The 17,680-nt window shown below is 32.2% G+C and carries 17 protein-coding genes and 1 tRNA gene; 5 read left to right on the top strand and 13 right to left on the bottom strand.

The features are described from left to right. Positions 1-56: 56 nt before the first annotated feature. Genes M3005_RS00145 through M3005_RS00135 form a run of 3 tightly spaced genes read right to left on the bottom strand, consistent with a single transcriptional unit; the run spans position 57 to position 3,489 of the window. Positions 57-2,450 (bottom strand): DNA translocase FtsK, encoded by a 2,394-nt coding sequence (locus M3005_RS00145; RefSeq protein WP_293792610.1) that lies wholly within the window; start codon positions 2,448-2,450, stop codon positions 57-59. Positions 2,451-2,502: 52 nt separating this feature from the next. After that, on the bottom strand, positions 2,503-3,147 hold the full coding sequence (gene ytpR, locus M3005_RS00140; RefSeq protein WP_293792608.1) for a YtpR family tRNA-binding protein: 645 nt from the start codon (positions 3,145-3,147) through the stop codon (positions 2,503-2,505). Positions 3,148-3,171: 24 nt separating this feature from the next. After that, complete coding sequence (locus M3005_RS00135; protein ID WP_293792606.1) at positions 3,172-3,489, bottom strand: thioredoxin family protein; 318 nt, start codon at positions 3,487-3,489, stop codon at positions 3,172-3,174. A 110-nt stretch (positions 3,490-3,599) separates the two neighbouring features. Here M3005_RS00135 and M3005_RS00130 point away from each other — a divergent pair, with 110 nt between their 5' ends. Further along, positions 3,600-3,914, top strand: coding sequence for a hypothetical protein (locus M3005_RS00130; RefSeq protein WP_148562071.1), 315 nt, complete (start codon positions 3,600-3,602; stop codon positions 3,912-3,914). 1 nt (position 3,915) lies between these two features. On the opposite strand, the gene trmB is transcribed toward M3005_RS00130, so the two are convergent. The 3 genes from trmB to M3005_RS00115 all read right to left on the bottom strand — a co-directional run bounded on the left by trmB (position 3,916) and on the right by M3005_RS00115 (position 6,622). Continuing rightward, positions 3,916-4,566, bottom strand: coding sequence for a tRNA (guanosine(46)-N7)-methyltransferase TrmB (trmB, locus tag M3005_RS00125; protein WP_053949952.1), 651 nt, complete (start codon positions 4,564-4,566; stop codon positions 3,916-3,918). 117 nt (positions 4,567-4,683) lie between these two features. Then, complete coding sequence (locus M3005_RS00120) at positions 4,684-5,889, bottom strand: ABC transporter permease (protein WP_293792600.1); 1,206 nt, start codon at positions 5,887-5,889, stop codon at positions 4,684-4,686. Beyond that, on the bottom strand, positions 5,882-6,622 hold the full coding sequence (locus M3005_RS00115) for an ABC transporter ATP-binding protein (protein ID WP_293792598.1): 741 nt from the start codon (positions 6,620-6,622) through the stop codon (positions 5,882-5,884). The genes M3005_RS00120 and M3005_RS00115 overlap by 8 nt, the downstream gene beginning before the upstream one ends. A 111-nt stretch (positions 6,623-6,733) precedes the next feature. On the opposite strand from M3005_RS00115, the gene M3005_RS00110 reads away from it, so the two are divergent. From M3005_RS00110 to M3005_RS00100, 3 genes are all read left to right on the top strand, one after another. Next, positions 6,734-7,162 (top strand): HIT family protein, encoded by a 429-nt coding sequence (locus M3005_RS00110; RefSeq protein WP_293792596.1) that lies wholly within the window; start codon positions 6,734-6,736, stop codon positions 7,160-7,162. 2 nt (positions 7,163-7,164) lie between these two features. After that, on the top strand, positions 7,165-7,476 hold the full coding sequence (locus M3005_RS00105) for a hypothetical protein (protein WP_293792595.1): 312 nt from the start codon (positions 7,165-7,167) through the stop codon (positions 7,474-7,476). Positions 7,477-7,584: 108 nt separating this feature from the next. Continuing rightward, entirely contained in the window at positions 7,585-8,475 is an 891-nt protein-coding gene (locus M3005_RS00100) for a peptidylprolyl isomerase (RefSeq protein WP_293792593.1), read from the top strand. Positions 8,476-8,559: 84 nt separating this feature from the next. On the opposite strand, the gene M3005_RS00095 is transcribed toward M3005_RS00100, so the two are convergent. From M3005_RS00095 to M3005_RS00070, 6 genes are all read right to left on the bottom strand, one after another. Beyond that, positions 8,560-11,034, bottom strand: coding sequence for an ATP-binding protein (locus M3005_RS00095; protein WP_293792592.1), 2,475 nt, complete (start codon positions 11,032-11,034; stop codon positions 8,560-8,562). Then, positions 11,024-12,211 carry a metallophosphoesterase family protein gene (locus M3005_RS00090; RefSeq protein ID WP_293792590.1) on the bottom strand — a complete coding sequence of 396 codons (1,188 nt, stop codon included), beginning with the start codon at positions 12,209-12,211 and terminating at the stop codon, positions 11,024-11,026. Before M3005_RS00090 ends, M3005_RS00095 begins: the two co-directional genes overlap by 11 nt. Before the next feature lie 78 nt (positions 12,212-12,289). Continuing rightward, complete coding sequence (locus tag M3005_RS00085) at positions 12,290-14,383, bottom strand: transglycosylase domain-containing protein (RefSeq protein ID WP_293792589.1); 2,094 nt, start codon at positions 14,381-14,383, stop codon at positions 12,290-12,292. Positions 14,384-14,495: 112 nt separating this feature from the next. After that, positions 14,496-16,187, bottom strand: a complete 1,692-nt coding sequence (gene argS / locus M3005_RS00080) for an arginine--tRNA ligase (RefSeq protein ID WP_293792588.1) — start codon at positions 16,185-16,187, stop codon at positions 14,496-14,498. Between the two features lie 234 nt (positions 16,188-16,421). Continuing rightward, positions 16,422-16,492 (bottom strand) — tRNA-Gly (locus M3005_RS00075). Between the two features lie 48 nt (positions 16,493-16,540). Continuing rightward, a complete protein-coding gene (locus M3005_RS00070; protein WP_053949943.1) occupies positions 16,541-16,765 on the bottom strand; it encodes a hypothetical protein in 225 nt (74 codons plus the stop codon). 220 nt (positions 16,766-16,985) lie between these two features. Between M3005_RS00070 and M3005_RS00065 the strand changes: the two genes are divergently transcribed. Continuing rightward, complete coding sequence (locus M3005_RS00065) at positions 16,986-17,324, top strand: DUF1516 family protein (protein ID WP_293792584.1); 339 nt, start codon at positions 16,986-16,988, stop codon at positions 17,322-17,324. Between the two features lie 14 nt (positions 17,325-17,338). Here M3005_RS00065 and M3005_RS00060 read toward each other — a convergent pair. Beyond that, on the bottom strand, positions 17,339-17,680 hold a 342-nt coding region (locus tag M3005_RS00060; protein ID WP_293792582.1), incomplete at its 5' end, for an amino acid racemase.

Raw genomic sequence — 17,680 nt, 5'->3', positions numbered from 1 at the left:
TTTATCTCTCGATAAATCTATCATAGCAGATTTATCAACAGATGTTCTCTTTTTTTCTAAATATTTAACTTTTGATAATCACTTTCAGTTAAATAAACATCCCTTGGTTTTGAACCGTGTTGACCAGATACATAATTATGTTGTTCCAAGTCATCAATCAAGCTAGCCGCTCGGTTATAACCAATGGAGAATACTCTTTGTAATTTAGAAGTAGAAACTGTTTCTTCACTAGAAATGTATTCCAAAACATCTGGCATCAATTCGTCTTGTTGTTCAACTTGACTAACTGATTTTAATAATGATTCTGGTTGGAAAGCATACTTAGGTTGTCCTTGTTTTCTGACTTCATTGGTAATTCGTTCAATTTCATCATTAGTTACGAAAGTTCCTTGTAAACGTGAAGACTGACTAGCCCCATTTCCAAGGTATAACATATCACCCTTACCTAATAGTCTTTCCGCCCCTGCTGTGTCAATAATGGTTCTTGAATCAACTTGACTTGAAACCATGAAAGCAACACGAGTAGGAATATTATTTTTAATGGTACCTGTAATAATATCAACACTAGGTCTTTGGGTTGCAACGATTAAATGAATACCAGCCGCTCGTGCCTTTTGAGTAATTCTAACGATGTAGTCTTGAACCTCACTTGATGCAACCATCATTAAATCAGCCAACTCATCAATTACGATTAAGATATAAGGCATCTTTTTAGTGTACTCACCGGCATTCTCAGCCATTTCATTGAATTGCTCAATATTTCTAGCACCTGCTGCGGCTAGTTTTTCATAACGCTCATCCATCTCTTTAACAGACCATTTTAATGCAGCAGAAGCTTGTTTTGGATCTGATATTACTGGTGATAATAGATGAGGTAACTTATCATATGGAGCCATTTCTACGGCTTTTGGATCAATTAAAATCATCTTTAATTGGGCAGGCGTGGCCTTATATAGTAATGAAATTAATAAACTATTTAAGAACACACTCTTACCTGAACCTGTGGCCCCAGCAATCAATCCATGTGGCATCTTACTTAGGTCTGCCATTTGTGGCTTACCCGTTAAATCAACCCCTAACGCGACAGTTAGCGGTTTATCGGTATTCATGAATTGAGGTGTATTGATTACCTCAGATAATTTAACTGGTCTTGGTTTAGGATTTGGAATTTCTATACCAACCGTGGTTTTTCCAGGAATTGGCGCTTCAATTCTAATATCTTTTGCTGCCAATGCCAGTTTTAAATCATCTGTTAGGTTAGTAATCTTACTTACTTTAACCCCGAGTTGAAGTTTAATTTGGAACTGTGTAACCGTTGGACCATTAGTCCAGTCAACAACACTTGCATCTACATTAAATGCTTGTAGCGTTTCATCTAGGATTTCAGCTTGTGATGTAATCCAATCATCCATGCTATCATCTTCAAAAGTGTCTGCAGGTGATAGTAAACTCATTGATGGGAAACGATATCCCCTATCATCGTAATCGGCTGATACACTTTCATCATGACTGTATTCTGCTTCTTCTTGATCCTTCTCTGGTTGATTATTAAAGATAGATAAATCTTTTTGAACATTATGTTCTTGATTTAAGATTGATGATAAAGAGTTACCTAATCCATGTTGTTCAATCGGTTTACGTGCTGCAACAGATTGACTAAGACTATTATCGCTTTGACTATCGGATTGTTGATTATTATATAAATCACCAGCTTCTTCGTCATCGTTCATGGATACGAAGCTATCGCCTTCATCATCATTGTTCAAGTCATCTTTGATATCATCATCATTTTCTTCAACATTATCATGACTATCTTGAACTACGTCTTTATTCAAATCTTCATCAGCTTCATCTTGATGAGTGCTTCTATCAATAAATTCATCAAAAGAAGAGTTGGCTTTATTTTCGAAAGTAGTATTATCTGATTCAACAATATCTGATGCAGCATCAATATCAGCATCTTTCTTTGCCATACTTTCAATGTATGGAGTTGCATAAGAATCTGCTTTTATATCATTGAATTGACTAATTTCATTTGCTTCTTCTTCAACTGCGTAGTTATCTTCTTGTACATCAACCTCAACTGGAATAGTTGGATTAGCTAAGTTAATTGCATCAGTTGAATCGTCAGTAATCAATATCAAAGATTCATTGTCTCTGGTTAATTGCTCTTTTAGTTTTTGGTACTTATTTGAACTTGATGCTTCATAAAACTGTACTTTTGTTGCTGATGAACTATTATGCGTAGGAGTAAATGCAGCTGCTCTTTTAGCAATTGGATTTTCTGTTCTGGTCAATATTTCATCATCAACGCTATGTTTAGATTCTTTAGGGGTATCTATAGTTTGATGGGATGAACTTTGTTCAGACTTATTAGCATGTGTTGGTTCTATCGCATTATGTTTTATATTATATTTTCTGTAAAAAGCCGGTCCATCATAGTGTTCCATTCAAACGTCATCCTTAATTTTGTAATTTATGTATAACAAGAGAGATTATCTCTTATTTTGTAAATAAAGTTTCTGATTTAGCAAAATCAAAAGCTTCTCCTACTTCTTGGTAATCATTAGGTAAGATAAGTGCTCCTGGACGATTTGGGGCGTTCTTAATTAATAATTCACGTCCTGAACAAATCATACCAATGCTTTCTTCACCCTTTAATTCTCCTGGCCAAATAATAAGTCCATCTGGCATCATTGCACCAACTTTAGCAACAACAACCTTGATGTTTTCTTGCATATTTGGTGATCCACTAACAATTTGCAAAGTTTTACCATTGTCAATTTCAGTTTCTGTAATTTTCAAATGATCAGACTTGGGATGTTCTTTAACAGATTTTACATACCCAACAACAAATTTAGGATCTTCATCTAATTCCAATGTATCTGAAAGACCATTGTTTTTTAATACTTCATTTAATGAATTTAAATCATCTTGAGTTAAATCAACTTTACCATCAACATCTTTTAGTCTTGGTAAAGCTTCTGAAGCAGATAAAAAGTTAAATCCAGTAACACGGTCGGAGCTTTCGTCAGAAATTCTAACCACGCTATCTTTATATTCAACTTTTTGTTCTTTGGCATCTTCACCTAAAATAACGACCAAGATGTCACCTGTTTGTTTAGGATTGTAACTTGCAATTAACATTAAATCTTACCTTCCAAATTAGTTTTATAGAGAATCAATAAATTCTTCAACTTGTTTCTTAGTCTTTCTATCTTTGTTTACGAAACGGCCGATTTCTTCCCCGTTTTCAAAAGCGACAAAGCTAGGAATACCAAAAATAGCCATATCTGCGGCTAAGTCAATGTTTTCATCACGATCTACAGTAATAAAAGTGTAATCTGGGTATTCTGCTTCGATTTCTGGCATTGCAGGTTTGATGAATGCACAATCTGGGCACCATCCAGCAGTGAAGAATAACATGTATTTTCCATCACTTAATTTTGTTTTTAGTTCTTCTAAGTTCATAGTTGGTAATTGTTCCATAATTATCTCTCCTATTGTCATTTTCCTTTATTATAACGTATTTAGGCAAAATTATAATGCAGTTTGATTATAAATTTTAGTGTTATATAATATACATTAAGAAAAAGGAAGTGGTATATATTAGAGCGCATAACGCAATTGTGTCTAGTTTAACTATTGGGATTGTTGGGGCAAGTATTTACGTTGCAAAAAAATTAAAAGAAGAACAACACCTCAAAAAAATTAATTTACAAGTAAAGCATGCGAAGGATACATTAGCATCCAACAACGTATGTGGAAGCTGGATTATGAAAAAGAATAATGAAAACGATTATATCGGAGCGATTAACGTTTTAGATAACAACAACAATATAAAAGATCACTATTTTGAAATCAGTTCAAACTATAAGTTTAAATGGGTTTCAGAACTTCAAGAAGACTACTAAACTAGTCTTCTTTTTTATTGAAGTAAGCAACAATCTTATAAATAGGACCCTTACTACTAAACTTGTGTTCATATTCAGTTTCTACGTTATCTTCCATGTAATCACTATTGTGTAAATCTAGAGATAACATATCAAAATACATACCGTAGTTGTTAAAAGTAACTACTGAATATTCGAATAATCCACGATTATCAGTCTTAAATACAACTGGAGCATCTTCTTTTAAGATGGTCTTGTAACTATCTAAAAATGTTGGAGAAGTAAGTCTTCTTTTAGCATGTCTAGATTTAGGCCATGGATCAGAGAAGTTAAGGTATACAGTGTCAATTTCATGTTTACCAAAGAATGTATCTACCCCTGCTCCATCAGTATGAACTAGTTGTAAGTTTGGTAAGTCTGCTTCAACTACCTTCTTAAGAGCAATCGCGATAACAGTCTTTTGGATTTCAATTCCTAAGAAGTTAACTTCTGGATGTCTTTTGGCCATTTCAACAATAAATTGACCTTTTCCAGTACCGATTTCAATGTGAATTGGTTGTTCCTTTTCAAAACGTTGTGACCATTTGCCAATCCAATTTTCTGGTTCAGTCACGATATACTTTTCATTTTCTTTGATAAAATCATCAGCCCAAGGTTTATTTCTAACTCTCATGATTTATCCTCCTCATAAAAAATAGCCAAAACAAAGTTTTGACTAATTATTTTTTGCCAATTGTTCATAATTACTAAAGCTTATTTTACTGGGTTTTCAATGCTTTCGTCAAGCGTATTAGTAATTTGATTGGGCTTTTTTTATTTTATTTGGTACATATATTTTAATTAACACAAAATATTCAATCAATAATAAAACTAACAACTCAATTGAATCAATAATGTTAGTTGATATTATCGATGCGATAAAGAAAATTATAACTATAATGATCATAATTTTAGCAATAACGTTGATGAAAGATTTAATTCTTTGTTCACCATCAATTGGATATATTGCGATAAACACATTGTCGTTAAAGTTATTAAAATATGGAATTAATTGAAATACTATTAGGTACACAAATAGTAATGAAACAATGATTGCAACTACTTGATTATCAATTAAAGCAATAAGTACCCCACCTAAGATTGTTAATCTAAAGACTAATCCACTGATTTCTTTATCACGAATTAATCCTCTGGAGTAAAGCAGACTATATACATCTTTGTTAAACCACTTAAAAATACCATCAAGTGCTTTTCTTCTCTTAACGATTCCTTGCATATTATCGACATCAGTAAACATATTAAAGAATCGATTTAAACTATTTTCATGACTTTCTTCATTTGCGATTACAGTTTTCCAATCAATGCTATGTTCTTTAAGCTTTCTTAACTCAAAATGACTAAAGACAAACATAACAAGTGCAATCATTAAGCTCACAAAAACGTTTAAGTACAAAAAAACAATTAACGTTATCAAGGGAACAATCACTTGATATAGAATTTTGAAGTTCTTTTTCGTGAAATGATAATTATTTAAGAATTGATTATTCAATACATATATTTTAAGAAAAATAAGTGTAATCAAAAGCACAATAACGTCTAATACACTGGTTGTAGCAACACTTTTTTCAAAGAACGGAATCGTTACAAACCAAATCAACACTTGAACAAAAATCGCAATAACTGAACTATAAATTAACCCCTTTTTAAAGAAGTTATAGAAGGCCTTTTCTTTAGGCATCCAAAAAATATAATCAGCTTGTTTGGCAAACGTCGTTACCTTTATCAGAGTTATTGATAACAAGAACACAATTATTAATATCGGTTTTTCCCACCACAATTGTGGAGTAAGTCCTTTAATAAATTGCGAATATTGATATCCTAACCCACCAATAATAAACATTAATGCGATTACGAAAAAATCATTAAAAACATATTTTAAGTATTTACTCATTTGCGTGAAATGGGACTGCAAACGTTGACTAAATAAATTATTCATGGCTGTTTTCTTCCTCAGCTAATTCAAGATAAATATCGTTTAATGAGCTGTCATCCATGCCAAATTCTTTTTGCAACTTTTCAATAGTTCCTTGTGTTCTAACTTCCCCATTATGAATTAGAACAAATTCATCACAAAATCTTTCTGCTGTATCCAATACGTGTGTAGACATTAAGATACTGCTTCCCTTTTTCTTTTGTTCCTCAATCAAATTCAATAAGTCATTTACCGCGACTGGATCTAGGCCTAAAAATGGTTCATCAATTACAAATAATTTGGCATTTGTAATAAATGCACATAAAATCATCACTTTTTGACGCATCCCTTTAGAAAAGTTTGTTGGGAACCAGTCTAGCTTTTTATCTAATCTAAACATCTTCAATAATCGATCTGCACTATTCCAAGCTTCTGTTTCGTCTAAATCATATGCTGAAATTGTGGTTGCGATATGTTCCTTAAGTGTCAATTCTTTGTATAGAATTGGAACTTCAGGGATGTAAGCAATTTGTTTTTTGTATTCATTGACGTCATCATCAATTGAAATACCGTTAATTTTAATTTCACCAGAAAATGGTTTTAGTAATCCGATAATGTGGTTGATTGTAGTAGACTTACCGGCCCCATTCAGTCCGATTAATCCCACTAATTCACCGTTGTTAATCTTAAAGTTAACTTCTTTTAAGACAGGAATTCTTGAATATCCCCCTACTAAATCTTTAACTTCTAAAGTCACGGATAACACCTCTCTATTTTTTCTTAAAACACATTATATCATAAGTCTTTTAAGATAAATTTATGTTACTATGTATATAATTACAGCAATATCAAAGAAAGGAAGAATAATATGAATGATTGTGTATTCTGTAAAATAATTGATGGGCAAATTCCTAGCTATACTATTTATGAAGATGAATATGTAAAAGCATTTTTGGATATTTCCCAGGCTACACCTGGTCACACTTTGGTTATTCCTAAGAAGCACGTCGCCAACATTTATGAATACGATGAAGAACTTGCTGAAAAAGTATTTTCAAGAATTCCAAAGATTGCAAGAGCAATTCAACAATCTGCTCCAGATATCTTAGGGATGAATATCGTTAATAACAATGGCGAATTGGCATACCAATCTGTTTTCCATTCTCATTTCCACCTTATTCCAAGATATAGCAATAAAGATGGCTTCTCAATGACTTTTCAAGACAACTCAGAAAAGTACAATCAAGAAGCTTTTGAGCAAATTAAAAGCAAGATTATTAACTCATTGGAGGCATAATCATGATTAAAACTGCGTTAAAATTAGTTGGTTTGTCTGCTGCTGGATTAGCAGCGTATCTTTATCTATCTGATAGAAAGCCCAGTGAATTTGCCAAAACAACTTATGATTCAACTAAGGATAAGATTCAATCTTTTTCCAACGTTTTAGATCATAAGAACGATTTTTCAGTAAAGTTGACTCAAATGCAAGATGAGCTAAGTAAGTCAAAACCTACTCTGGAAGCAATGAGTCGTGATATTTCTGAATATCAATTTAAAATCAAACCTCATTTGGACTTGATTAATCAAAGAATTAATAACATGACTAAATAAAATTTTAAAATTTCTTAAGAAATTTTGTGATAGAATTTAAATTGTGTTAACTTAATAACCGTCGAACCTAGATGGTTTAATAAAAAAGAAATGGATGTGTATTATTTTATGAACAAGAAAGTTCTAGTTGGTCTTGCAGGTGCACTATTAAGTGTTTCACTTGTTGCCTGTGGAGATAAAACTGTTGCCGTTACAAACGGTGGTAAAATCACAGAAAGTCAATACTACAGTAGTATGAAGAACACATCAAACGGTAAGCAAGTTCTTCAACAAATGATTCTGGACAAAGTATTGAACAAAGAATACGGAGATAAGGTTTCTCAATCAGAAGTTAATGCTCAATACAACCAATACAAGACTCAATATGGTTCAGAATTTGAAACTTTACTTGAACAACAAGGTTTAACTACTGCAAGTTTCAAGAACCAACTAAAATCTAACTTACTTCTAAAGGCTGCTGTTAGAGCAAACATCAGTTACTCAACTGCTGATCTAAAGAAGCAATTCAAATCATACCAACCAAAAGTTACTGTTAACGAAATTTTAGTTTCTGACAAGAAGACTGCTGAAAAAGTTATCTCAGAACTTAAAGACGGTAAGAAGTTCTCAGATTTAGCTAAGAAATACTCAACTGATACTTCAAACAAGAACAAAGGTGGCCGTGTAGCTGCATTTGATAACACTGATACAAGCATCGATTCATCATTCAGAAAAGCTGCTTACAAGTTATCAAACGGTGAATACACTAAGACACCTGTTAAGACTCAATACGGATACCAAGTTATTCAAATGGTTAACCACCCTAAGAAGGGTTCATACACTGACCACATCAATGACTTAAAGGATCAAATTGCTACTTCTAAGTTGAACGATAGCACTACTCTAAAGAACGTTGTATCAAAAGTTCTTAAGAACGGTGGAGTTGAAATTAAAGATAAAGACCTACAAAACATCTTATCTTCATACCTAACTGACAGTTCATCATCAAGCAAAAAATAATTAATAATAAAAGACGTGGATATTTTATTCCACGTCTTTTTTTGTAATCAAAAAAGCCTTCAATTAATTTGAAGGCCTTTTATTTTAACGATTATTTAAATTAAGAATGTATTGTTCATCAACATATTCTTGAATTCTATTATCACAGGTTACATAGATTACTTGAATACTATCACTAATCTTCTTTAAAAGATTAATTGCATTTTGCGTTCTTTCAAAGTCAAATTCTGTTAATCCATCATCAATAATCATTGGAATATGATAGTCCCTTCCAAACACTACTGACAATGCCAAAATCATTGATAAATAAAGTTGTTCAACCGTTCCACGAGAAAGTTCCCCGGCAGCAAACTGCTCTTTATCATTTCTAGTAACTTTTATATTATTTTTTAGATACTTGATTCCAATATATTTATCATCAGTTAGTAACTTAAAGAATTCCTCTGCTTTCTTTTCAAATGATGGAACCCTATCAGCAGTTGCAATATTTAATGATTCATCAATCCACGCATCTGCCAATTTCATTGATAACCACTCATCTGTTAACTCATTAATCTCTGATTCAAGATTACTTTGTTGCTGAATTAGTTCACTGTAAGTTCCGTCTGATATATATTGCTTGATATTGAAGTTAACTGTTTCAAATTCTTGTGATAATGATAAAATTTCATTTTTTAAGGCATCACTATTATTTTTGAATTTAGAAACCTTATCATCAATTTCACGATTATCATTGTATTGTTTTAACAGTTCAATGTCTTCGTCTGTAATTTGATCCTTAATACTATCTCGTTGTTCTTTATTAATCTTAAGTTGCTTTTGTTTTTCAGCAAGCTCTTTGAATGACTCTACATTATCAATATTACGCGAACGAAGAAAATCATTTAGTGAATTCTTAATAGTTGTTTGCTTATCCACTAATTGGGCTTTTTGCGTTAATTGTTCATTCATTTGTTCATTATTACGAATATTAACGCTATTTTCTTCATTCATTTTACTTACAAACGTTCTGACTTTATCCAATTGGACATTGAATGTATCGTCAGTATTAAAATCATTCAAATATGAATCCCATTGCTTAAAGTAATTAGATAAATCAGTAGATATACTCTTATAGTCATTTTCATACTGAATTACCTGATTAGTATTGGGATGATTGATGAAGTATCTTTGTTCGTTTATCCATCCCTGCAATTCACTTAATGTGATGCTGTTCCTAATTGCATAGTCATTAAGTTTAGATTCTAAAATGCTGGAATCATTACCCTTTTTGGTTTTACTTTTCATGAATTTTACAAATCCAAAACCAATTAATAACAGGATTCCCACTAATCTAGAGAAAGTTACGGGAATTATTAAAGCAATAATCGCCACGATTCCAATTAAAAGCGTTGGTAATAAGTTCATAAAGCTAGCCGAAGCGCTTTTATTTTTTGAATCATCAAGCTCATCTAACTTACTTTGAACATTATTTAACTCGTCTTCGCTAACAACGGTTTTTTGTTCGTTTTGGTGATTAATTTCATCAATCATCGATTTTTTAATTTTTAAATCATTAATCATTTCGTTTACTTTCGAAAATGACTGACTTAATTGATCGATTTGATTACGGTTACGATTGTATACTTCAAGTTCTTTATTTTCTTGTCTTTGTACCGTCAATCTTTTAATTGATTCATCAATATTTTTGATTTGCTCTGAAGATAAAAATAATGCGTTTTCTAGCTCTTTTAGCTTAGATACATCTTCTTCATCAAATCCATCCCTAATCGTTTCGTTAGAAGTGTTTATTTGAGATAATCTAGAATATACAGGCCATACTTGTCTTAAATGCAGTAAGTTGGTTAATTCTTTATCAATCTTTTGTAATTCTGCTTTTTGCTTATCAATTTTATTACTGATTGCATTTTTTTCTTCAGTTAATTGATTGTAATTATCTAAATTACCTTTACTTAATTGAACCTTATCAACTAATTCGTCATATTCTTTTAGCTTTTGATTTAATTCAGGTTTTCTACCGGTTGGCGCATATAGTTCTTTAGATTTCTTCTCAATTTTATCTCTCAATTCAAGCCATTGATTACTACCAACAAACCCAACTTTTTGAATTCTGTTTACTAATTCATTCTTACTTAATTTGGAAATAGATTTAATATCTAAATCTCCAAAATAAAATAATTGTTCAAATGTGTTTCGATCAATTGGACCTAAAAGCTTATCTAATAGACTTGGATTAGTTTCAATATCATTATCAACATCATAGACGGAAACATCCCCACCATTTTTACCATCTAATCTGGTAATGATGAAATGACGGTTATCTTCAGTTGTAATCGTTAATTTTCCACCGTATGCTTTAGTTTCTCGTGGCTTGTATTGTTCATAAGAACCGGCTCTTCCGTCTACAAATCCAAATAATATTCCTTCAATTAAACTTAATAATGTTGTTTTTCCTGCTTCATTATTTCCAAAGATAACTTGAAGATTAGACTGGTTAAAATCAAAAGAAATATCATGCCATTTCCCATATCCTAGGACATCAACTTTATTAATCTTCATTAATATCTTCCCTTCCGCTTATCAGTTTCATCTTTGCTAGCGATTTTAAATTGTCATTGCTTTCATCAATATGATTAGCAATGAAGTCATATTTTCTCAATGTTTTAGCTATATCGTTAATTTTTTCTTCTGAGAAAGTATTATTCTCTGCTTCATCCCATATTTCTTGATCAATTGAAGATAATTTGACAGCACTATCTAGCTTGAACTTAACTTCATAAATCCATGCATTCAATTGTCGATATTCACTACGCAACAAGTTATTTAAACGATATATGAAGTCTTGTTGCTTACTATCAGAAATTGCTTCATTCAAGGATAATTCCAGATTAATAAGTTGCATTTTATTAAAGTCTTGTTGTTTTAATTTATCCAAAACTTGATTTAATGTTGATTCAACGTCATTAAACTTAATATTCATTTTCAAACTACTCCAATCGATAACTGAAGTTGGTTTGAATTCAATATCTAGTTTATTTAGATTATCTGTTATTAATAAGTAACCCTTATCACCCGGTTCATTTTTATGTCTTCCCTGTATATTACCCGAATATATGATTGGCGGTGTTTGGTTCAATGTTTGTCTTTTGTGAATATGACCTAATGCCCAATAATCATAATTCTTAGATACTAAATCATTTACACTAAAGGGTGCATAATGATCACCTGTTTGTTCCAATCCACCATGTAACATTCCAATATGCATATCTACATTACCTTTAACTGGATAGTCATCTATTTTTTTATCAGTTATCCATTTACTGGCATAGCTAAATCCGGTAATCGCAATTGTTTTACCATCTACTGTCAATGATTTAGTTTCAACATCATTAGAGAATACATGAACATTTTTAGGGAAACTAATAACGTCTCTATTTAAATCAAAATAGTCGTGGTTACCAAAAATCATGTAAACATCGATATTATTTTCGTTCAGTTTTTCCATTTCTTTTTGGAAAAAATCGTATGTTTTTGGGGTTTGATTATCACGATCAAATAAATCTCCCGCTAATAAAATAAAGTCAACTTGTTCATTAATCGCATCATTTACAATCTTTTGAAACGATATAAAAGTTGAATTGTATATTTCATCCCATAGTTCTTTAGGTGTTTCATCGTTTTTTAATCCTTGAAAAGGACTCTCTAAATGTAAATCTGCAGCATGAATAAATTTCACTAATAATTTCCCCTTTTTTTGTAAAAAACGTCGTATCACATACAACTATGATACGACGTTTTATATTAGTTGGTCAATTTACTTACCAACATATTTTTTAGCTTGGTTCCACCAATTATTGGCGTTTTTCTTTAAGTTATCGATTCCTTTACCAAGGTCTTTAGATACCTCGTTAGCTCCATTTTTAACATCGTTCCAAAAATCAGAACTACTTGAGCTAGAAGATCCTTGTCCTTGATGTGAATCAAGATATGAAGCATCTTTAACTGAGAAACTATTATTACCAGTTGTTGGCAAGATTTGTTCCATTTCGGACTTGAATAACGGACCTACTCCAGTTCCACTTAGGTTCTCTAAATGGTGCCCAGCATTGGTATTATCGAATCCTTCCCAGGTTGCAACAACCACTTTAGGTGTATAACCAATAATCCATTTATCTCTAGTAGCATCAGAATCACCAGTATTATCTGCTTCAGTACTTCCAGTCTTTCCAGCAACTTGATAACCACTTGGTTTTGCTGATACCCCAGTACCATTATCAAAGACACCTAACATCATACTAGTCATTTCATCAGCAACCTTCTTCGACATCACATTTTTAGAAGTTGTGGTGTCATTATCAACAATCACTTTTCCTGATGAATCGACAATTTTTCTAATGTAGTGAGGCGTTGTCATATTTCCTTCGTTAGCAAACGCAGTGTATGCTCCAGCCATTTCTTGTGGAGATACTCCGCTAGATAAGCCGCCAAGTGCCAAAGCAAGATTCTTATCTTTCTTTTGCACCGGCAAACCGAATGACTTAACTGATTGATATCCCTTATCAACACCAATCTTATGCAATAGCCAAACAGCAGGCGCATTCATACTTTGAGCTAAAGCTGTATACATTGGGATTGTCCCTGTATATACATTATTGTAATTTTGTGGTGTATATTTATTGGATCCATATGATATCTTTTTATTTTGTAAGATATCGTTATAACTATAACCATTTTCCAAAGCTGGTACATAAACCGCTAATGGTTTAATTGTAGAACCAGGTTGACGCTTGATTTGTGTAGCACGATTATATCCTCTAAACACGTGTTGGCCACGGCCACCCACAACCGCTGTTACTCCACCAGTTGTTGGATCTAATGCAATTGAAGCAGCTTGAACTTTAGTACCATCAGCTGCATTACTAGGAAACATGCTATCGTTTTTAAAGTCATCTTGAAGGCTATTTTGTTGGCTTTGATTTAATGTTGTATAAATCTTGTAACCACGGTTCATAATATCAGATTCAGATAATCCGTATTTATTAATCGCTTCATCAATAACTGCATCAAAGTAGTATGGATACTTATATCCATCCTTATATTGATAAGTGTTTTTAACGACAATTGGTGTTTTCTTCAAACGATTAGCTTCAGATTGGCTTATCTTATTATTATCAGCCATCAATTGGAGAACAACGTTTCGACGTTTCAACGCAAGTTTAGGATGATCTACTGGATTATATGCACTAGGATTAGTTAGCATTCCAGCAATTACCGCAGCATCTTGCACTGGTAAGTCTTTAGCGTTCATACCGAAATATCTTCTAGAAGCATCTTCAACACCATAAACACCATTACCAAAATATGAATTATTCATGTACATAGTTAATATTTGTTGCTTAGTATATACATTTTCAACCTGAATTGATAAAAATAATTCTTTTAACTTACGGCTAAAGGTTTGTTGTTGCGTTAAATATGCATTTTTTACTAGCTGTTGGGTTAAAGTACTCCCACCACCACTAATGTATTCTCGATGTAAAATCTTATTCTTAATCATTAATAGAACAGCTCTACCGAATCCCTTAATAGAGAATCCATGTTCATTGTAAAAGTTACGATCTTCAGTTGATAGAATCGCATTTGGAATATTGGATGATATATCTTTATATCCCACGTAGGTTCCTTTTTGAGAATAAATTTTACCAGCTTTTTGGTTTTTAGAATCGTATATAACTGTTGATTGTTCCAATGACGATTGTAGATTTTGCACATGTGTTGTTTTAGCAATGAATGTGCAGTATGCGCTGATAACAAAAATAAGCGTTAATACAGCGATGATTATCCATCTAGTCAATTGGTAACGGTGCCAGAAAATTTTTAGGGCACTTTTATTTCTGTCAATTTTCATCTAGTTTTATTACTCCTTCACCGATGATGATATTAATACTATTTTAACCCAAAATCGGTTTAAAAGCTTAAATAAAAAACAGATTTAACTAAATGTTAAATCTGTTTTTTTATTACATTTCGTCTGGTGCTTTAACACCTAGTAATCTTAGTGATTCTTTTAGAACAATTGAAACAGACTTAACTAATGCTAGTCTTGCATCACGTTCTTCGTCATCTTGTAAAATCTTAGTATGTGCATAGTACTTGTTAAAGGCTTTAGCTAGTCTTAATGAGTATTTTGCAATTACTGAAGGTTCAAATTCATCACAAGCCATCTTAACTCTTGCTGGAAAATCATTTAGTAACTTAATTACGTTCCATGATTCAGCATCATTAAGTGTCTTATCTGCATTTTCTAAATCAACATCTCCGGCTTTACGTAAAATACTTTCAGCACGAGCTCTAGCATATTGTACGTAAGGACCTGTTTCACCTTCAAATCTTAATTGATCTTCTAGGTTGAAATCAATGTTGTTAATCTTTTCGTTCTTTAAATCACCGAAAACAATTGCTCCAACCCCAACTTCTTTAGCGACTTCATCCTTGTTTGGTAAGTCAGGATTCTTTTCAGCAATTTGTTTCTTAGCAATATCAATTGATTCGTTTAGAACTTCGTCAAGTAAGATAATTCTTCCTGAACGAGTTGATAACTTCTTACCATCAACAGTGATTAAACCAAATGGAATATGGTGTAAATCCTTAGCAGAAGGAATACCCATTTCCATTAATACAGCTTTAAGTTGCTTAAAGTAATAAGTTTGTTCTGAACCAACAACATATAAGTTCATTGCTGGATGGTATGTTTGATCACGGTAAATTGCAGTAGCGATATCTCTAGTAATGTATAGTGATGCACCATCACTCTTAAGAATTAAAGCAGGGTTTAAATCGTATTTTTCAAGGTCAACAATAGTTGCTCCTTGTGACTTGCTTAATAATCCCTTTTCTTGTAGAGAATCAACGACATCTTGAAGCTTATCATTGTAGAAAGCTTCACCATTATAAGTATCAAAAGTGATACCTAGCTTGTCATAAATTTCACCAAATGCTTCAAGTGAAACTTCTCTAAACCACTTCCATAGAGCGGTAGCTTGTTCATCACCATTTTCAAGTTTTCTGAACCAATCTCTAGCAACATCATCTAGTTCAGGTTGTTCTTTATCAATCTTATGGAATTTAACGTAGTACTTAACCAAGTTGTTGATAGGGTCTTTCTTAACGTCTTCTTCATTTCCCCACATTAAGTAAGCAGTAATTAACTTACCAAATTGAGTACCCCAGTCACCTAAATGGTTATCCTTAATTGGATTGTAACCATTTTTACGTAAAATTTCAGCAACTGAATTACCAATAACTGTAGATCTTAAATGACCCATAGAAATTGGTTTAGCGATATTTGGTGAAGACATATCGATGGTAACATTGCCACCCTTACCGTCTTCATTTTGTCCATAATTTTCTTTTTGTTCTAAAACAGCTGATAAAACATCTGAACTGAAATTAGATTTGTTCAAGAAGAAGTTAACATATGGACCTGCAGCTTCAATATGATCAAATTCATCTTGATTAATTTTTTCTACGATATCACTCGCAATTTGTTGCGGAGCTTTTCTAAATTGTTTAGCTAAAATAAAAGTAGGAAATGCTAAATCTCCCATCTTTGAATCCTTTGGTCTTTCAATTTTAGGTAGAATATCTTCTACTGAAAGTTCATTATCCAATGCATTGCTTAACGCACTAGCAACTAAATCTTTATTATCCATTATCCAAAACCTCCAAAATATAAAAAAATCCCTTACAATCCAATTAATTGTAAGAGACGGAATAACCCGCGGTACCACTCTATTTGATATAAAATATCCGCTTTAGTATTTAATTCTTGTTAATTCTAAAAAGTGCGATTCAAAATACCCTAGTCATTGGCTTACACCGCCCCAATGTCGCTTCAAATGGAATATTTTTACTAGTCTTTTATCATTGAATTGTATCTGTTAGTAAGCGGGTAACGGGAATCGGACCCGCGACTTAAGCTTGGGAAGCTCATATTTTACCACTAAACTATACCCGCAGATACAAACAATATTATATCACACGATTTAAGTTTTGGTAATAAATGTTAAGCCGTTTTTTTCTTAGCTGGTTTAGCAGCTTTCTTGCTAACAATCGCACGTTTATTATATTCATTAACAACAATGCCGTCTTCTTCATGGTGTTCATCGATAAATACCATTACTGAGTTTTCATAAACCTTTTCTACGGTTCCAGCAAAGTCATGTTTTAAATAACCAAATCTAGGTGCAGAAACGTGGTCGCCAACTTCAAATTCTTTTGGTTCAGCCATCCTTTTGCCTCCTTAATAAAAAATAACGCGATATTGATAATATCAAATGGTGTTATTAATATCAAGATATTTTTTATATTTATCATTCATTATTAATTGTTCTCATGAAAATCTCTTTAAAAGGCTGTTTATGACGTCATTTTAAAAATAAATTAAAAAAGAAAGTATTAGTAATGTTAATAAAGTGTTTGTGATAAAATTGATTTTGGGAGGCGGTATTATGTGGGCTTCTTTAACTATTGCAATGCTATTTATATACATTGTTGTTACCACAATTGGTTTAACTAGATATTCAGCTAAACGTGTAATTCAATGGCTAATTGCTAGTCGTTTGTCATATATAGTAGTGATTGTTACTCAAATAGTTATCACATTTAGAACTGTTGATACTCATTTAATATCAAGTCTTATAACTGATGGGTTGTCAATAATTCTCGGTGGATTAACTGAATTGAACTATAGTAATAAACAACGAAATAACTTATATAGCTTTAATATCCTAATGTTAGTAACAAATGTTGTAGTATTAATCTGCATCACTAACATTAATATAAAATAAAAAAGTCATCGAAATTAATCGATGGCTTTTTTTCTGTTTTCTAATGCTTTTTCAATTGAACGATCAACTAATACAGATTGGGCATCAATGACTTTAAAATCATGATTAGATGCCCTTTCTTCTGCAACAGAAAGTTCAGTACAACCAAGAATAACAACGTCACTGTCTAATTCATTTTGCATCTCATCTAAAATGTGATGATATAAATCAGCATTAACTTCATTTTTTTCTTTTACATATTTATAAATCAATTCCATCGTTTCTTCCTGGATATGTTTAGTGGGTTTCACAATTTCATATCCGGCTTCTTGTACTTCATGATCATAAATACCATCAAAAATGGTTCCATTGGTTGC

This window comes from Apilactobacillus sp. (genome assembly GCF_025290035.1).
Taxonomy (GTDB): domain Bacteria; phylum Bacillota; class Bacilli; order Lactobacillales; family Lactobacillaceae; genus Apilactobacillus.
This window is presented reverse-complemented; position numbering and strand designations above follow the sequence as displayed.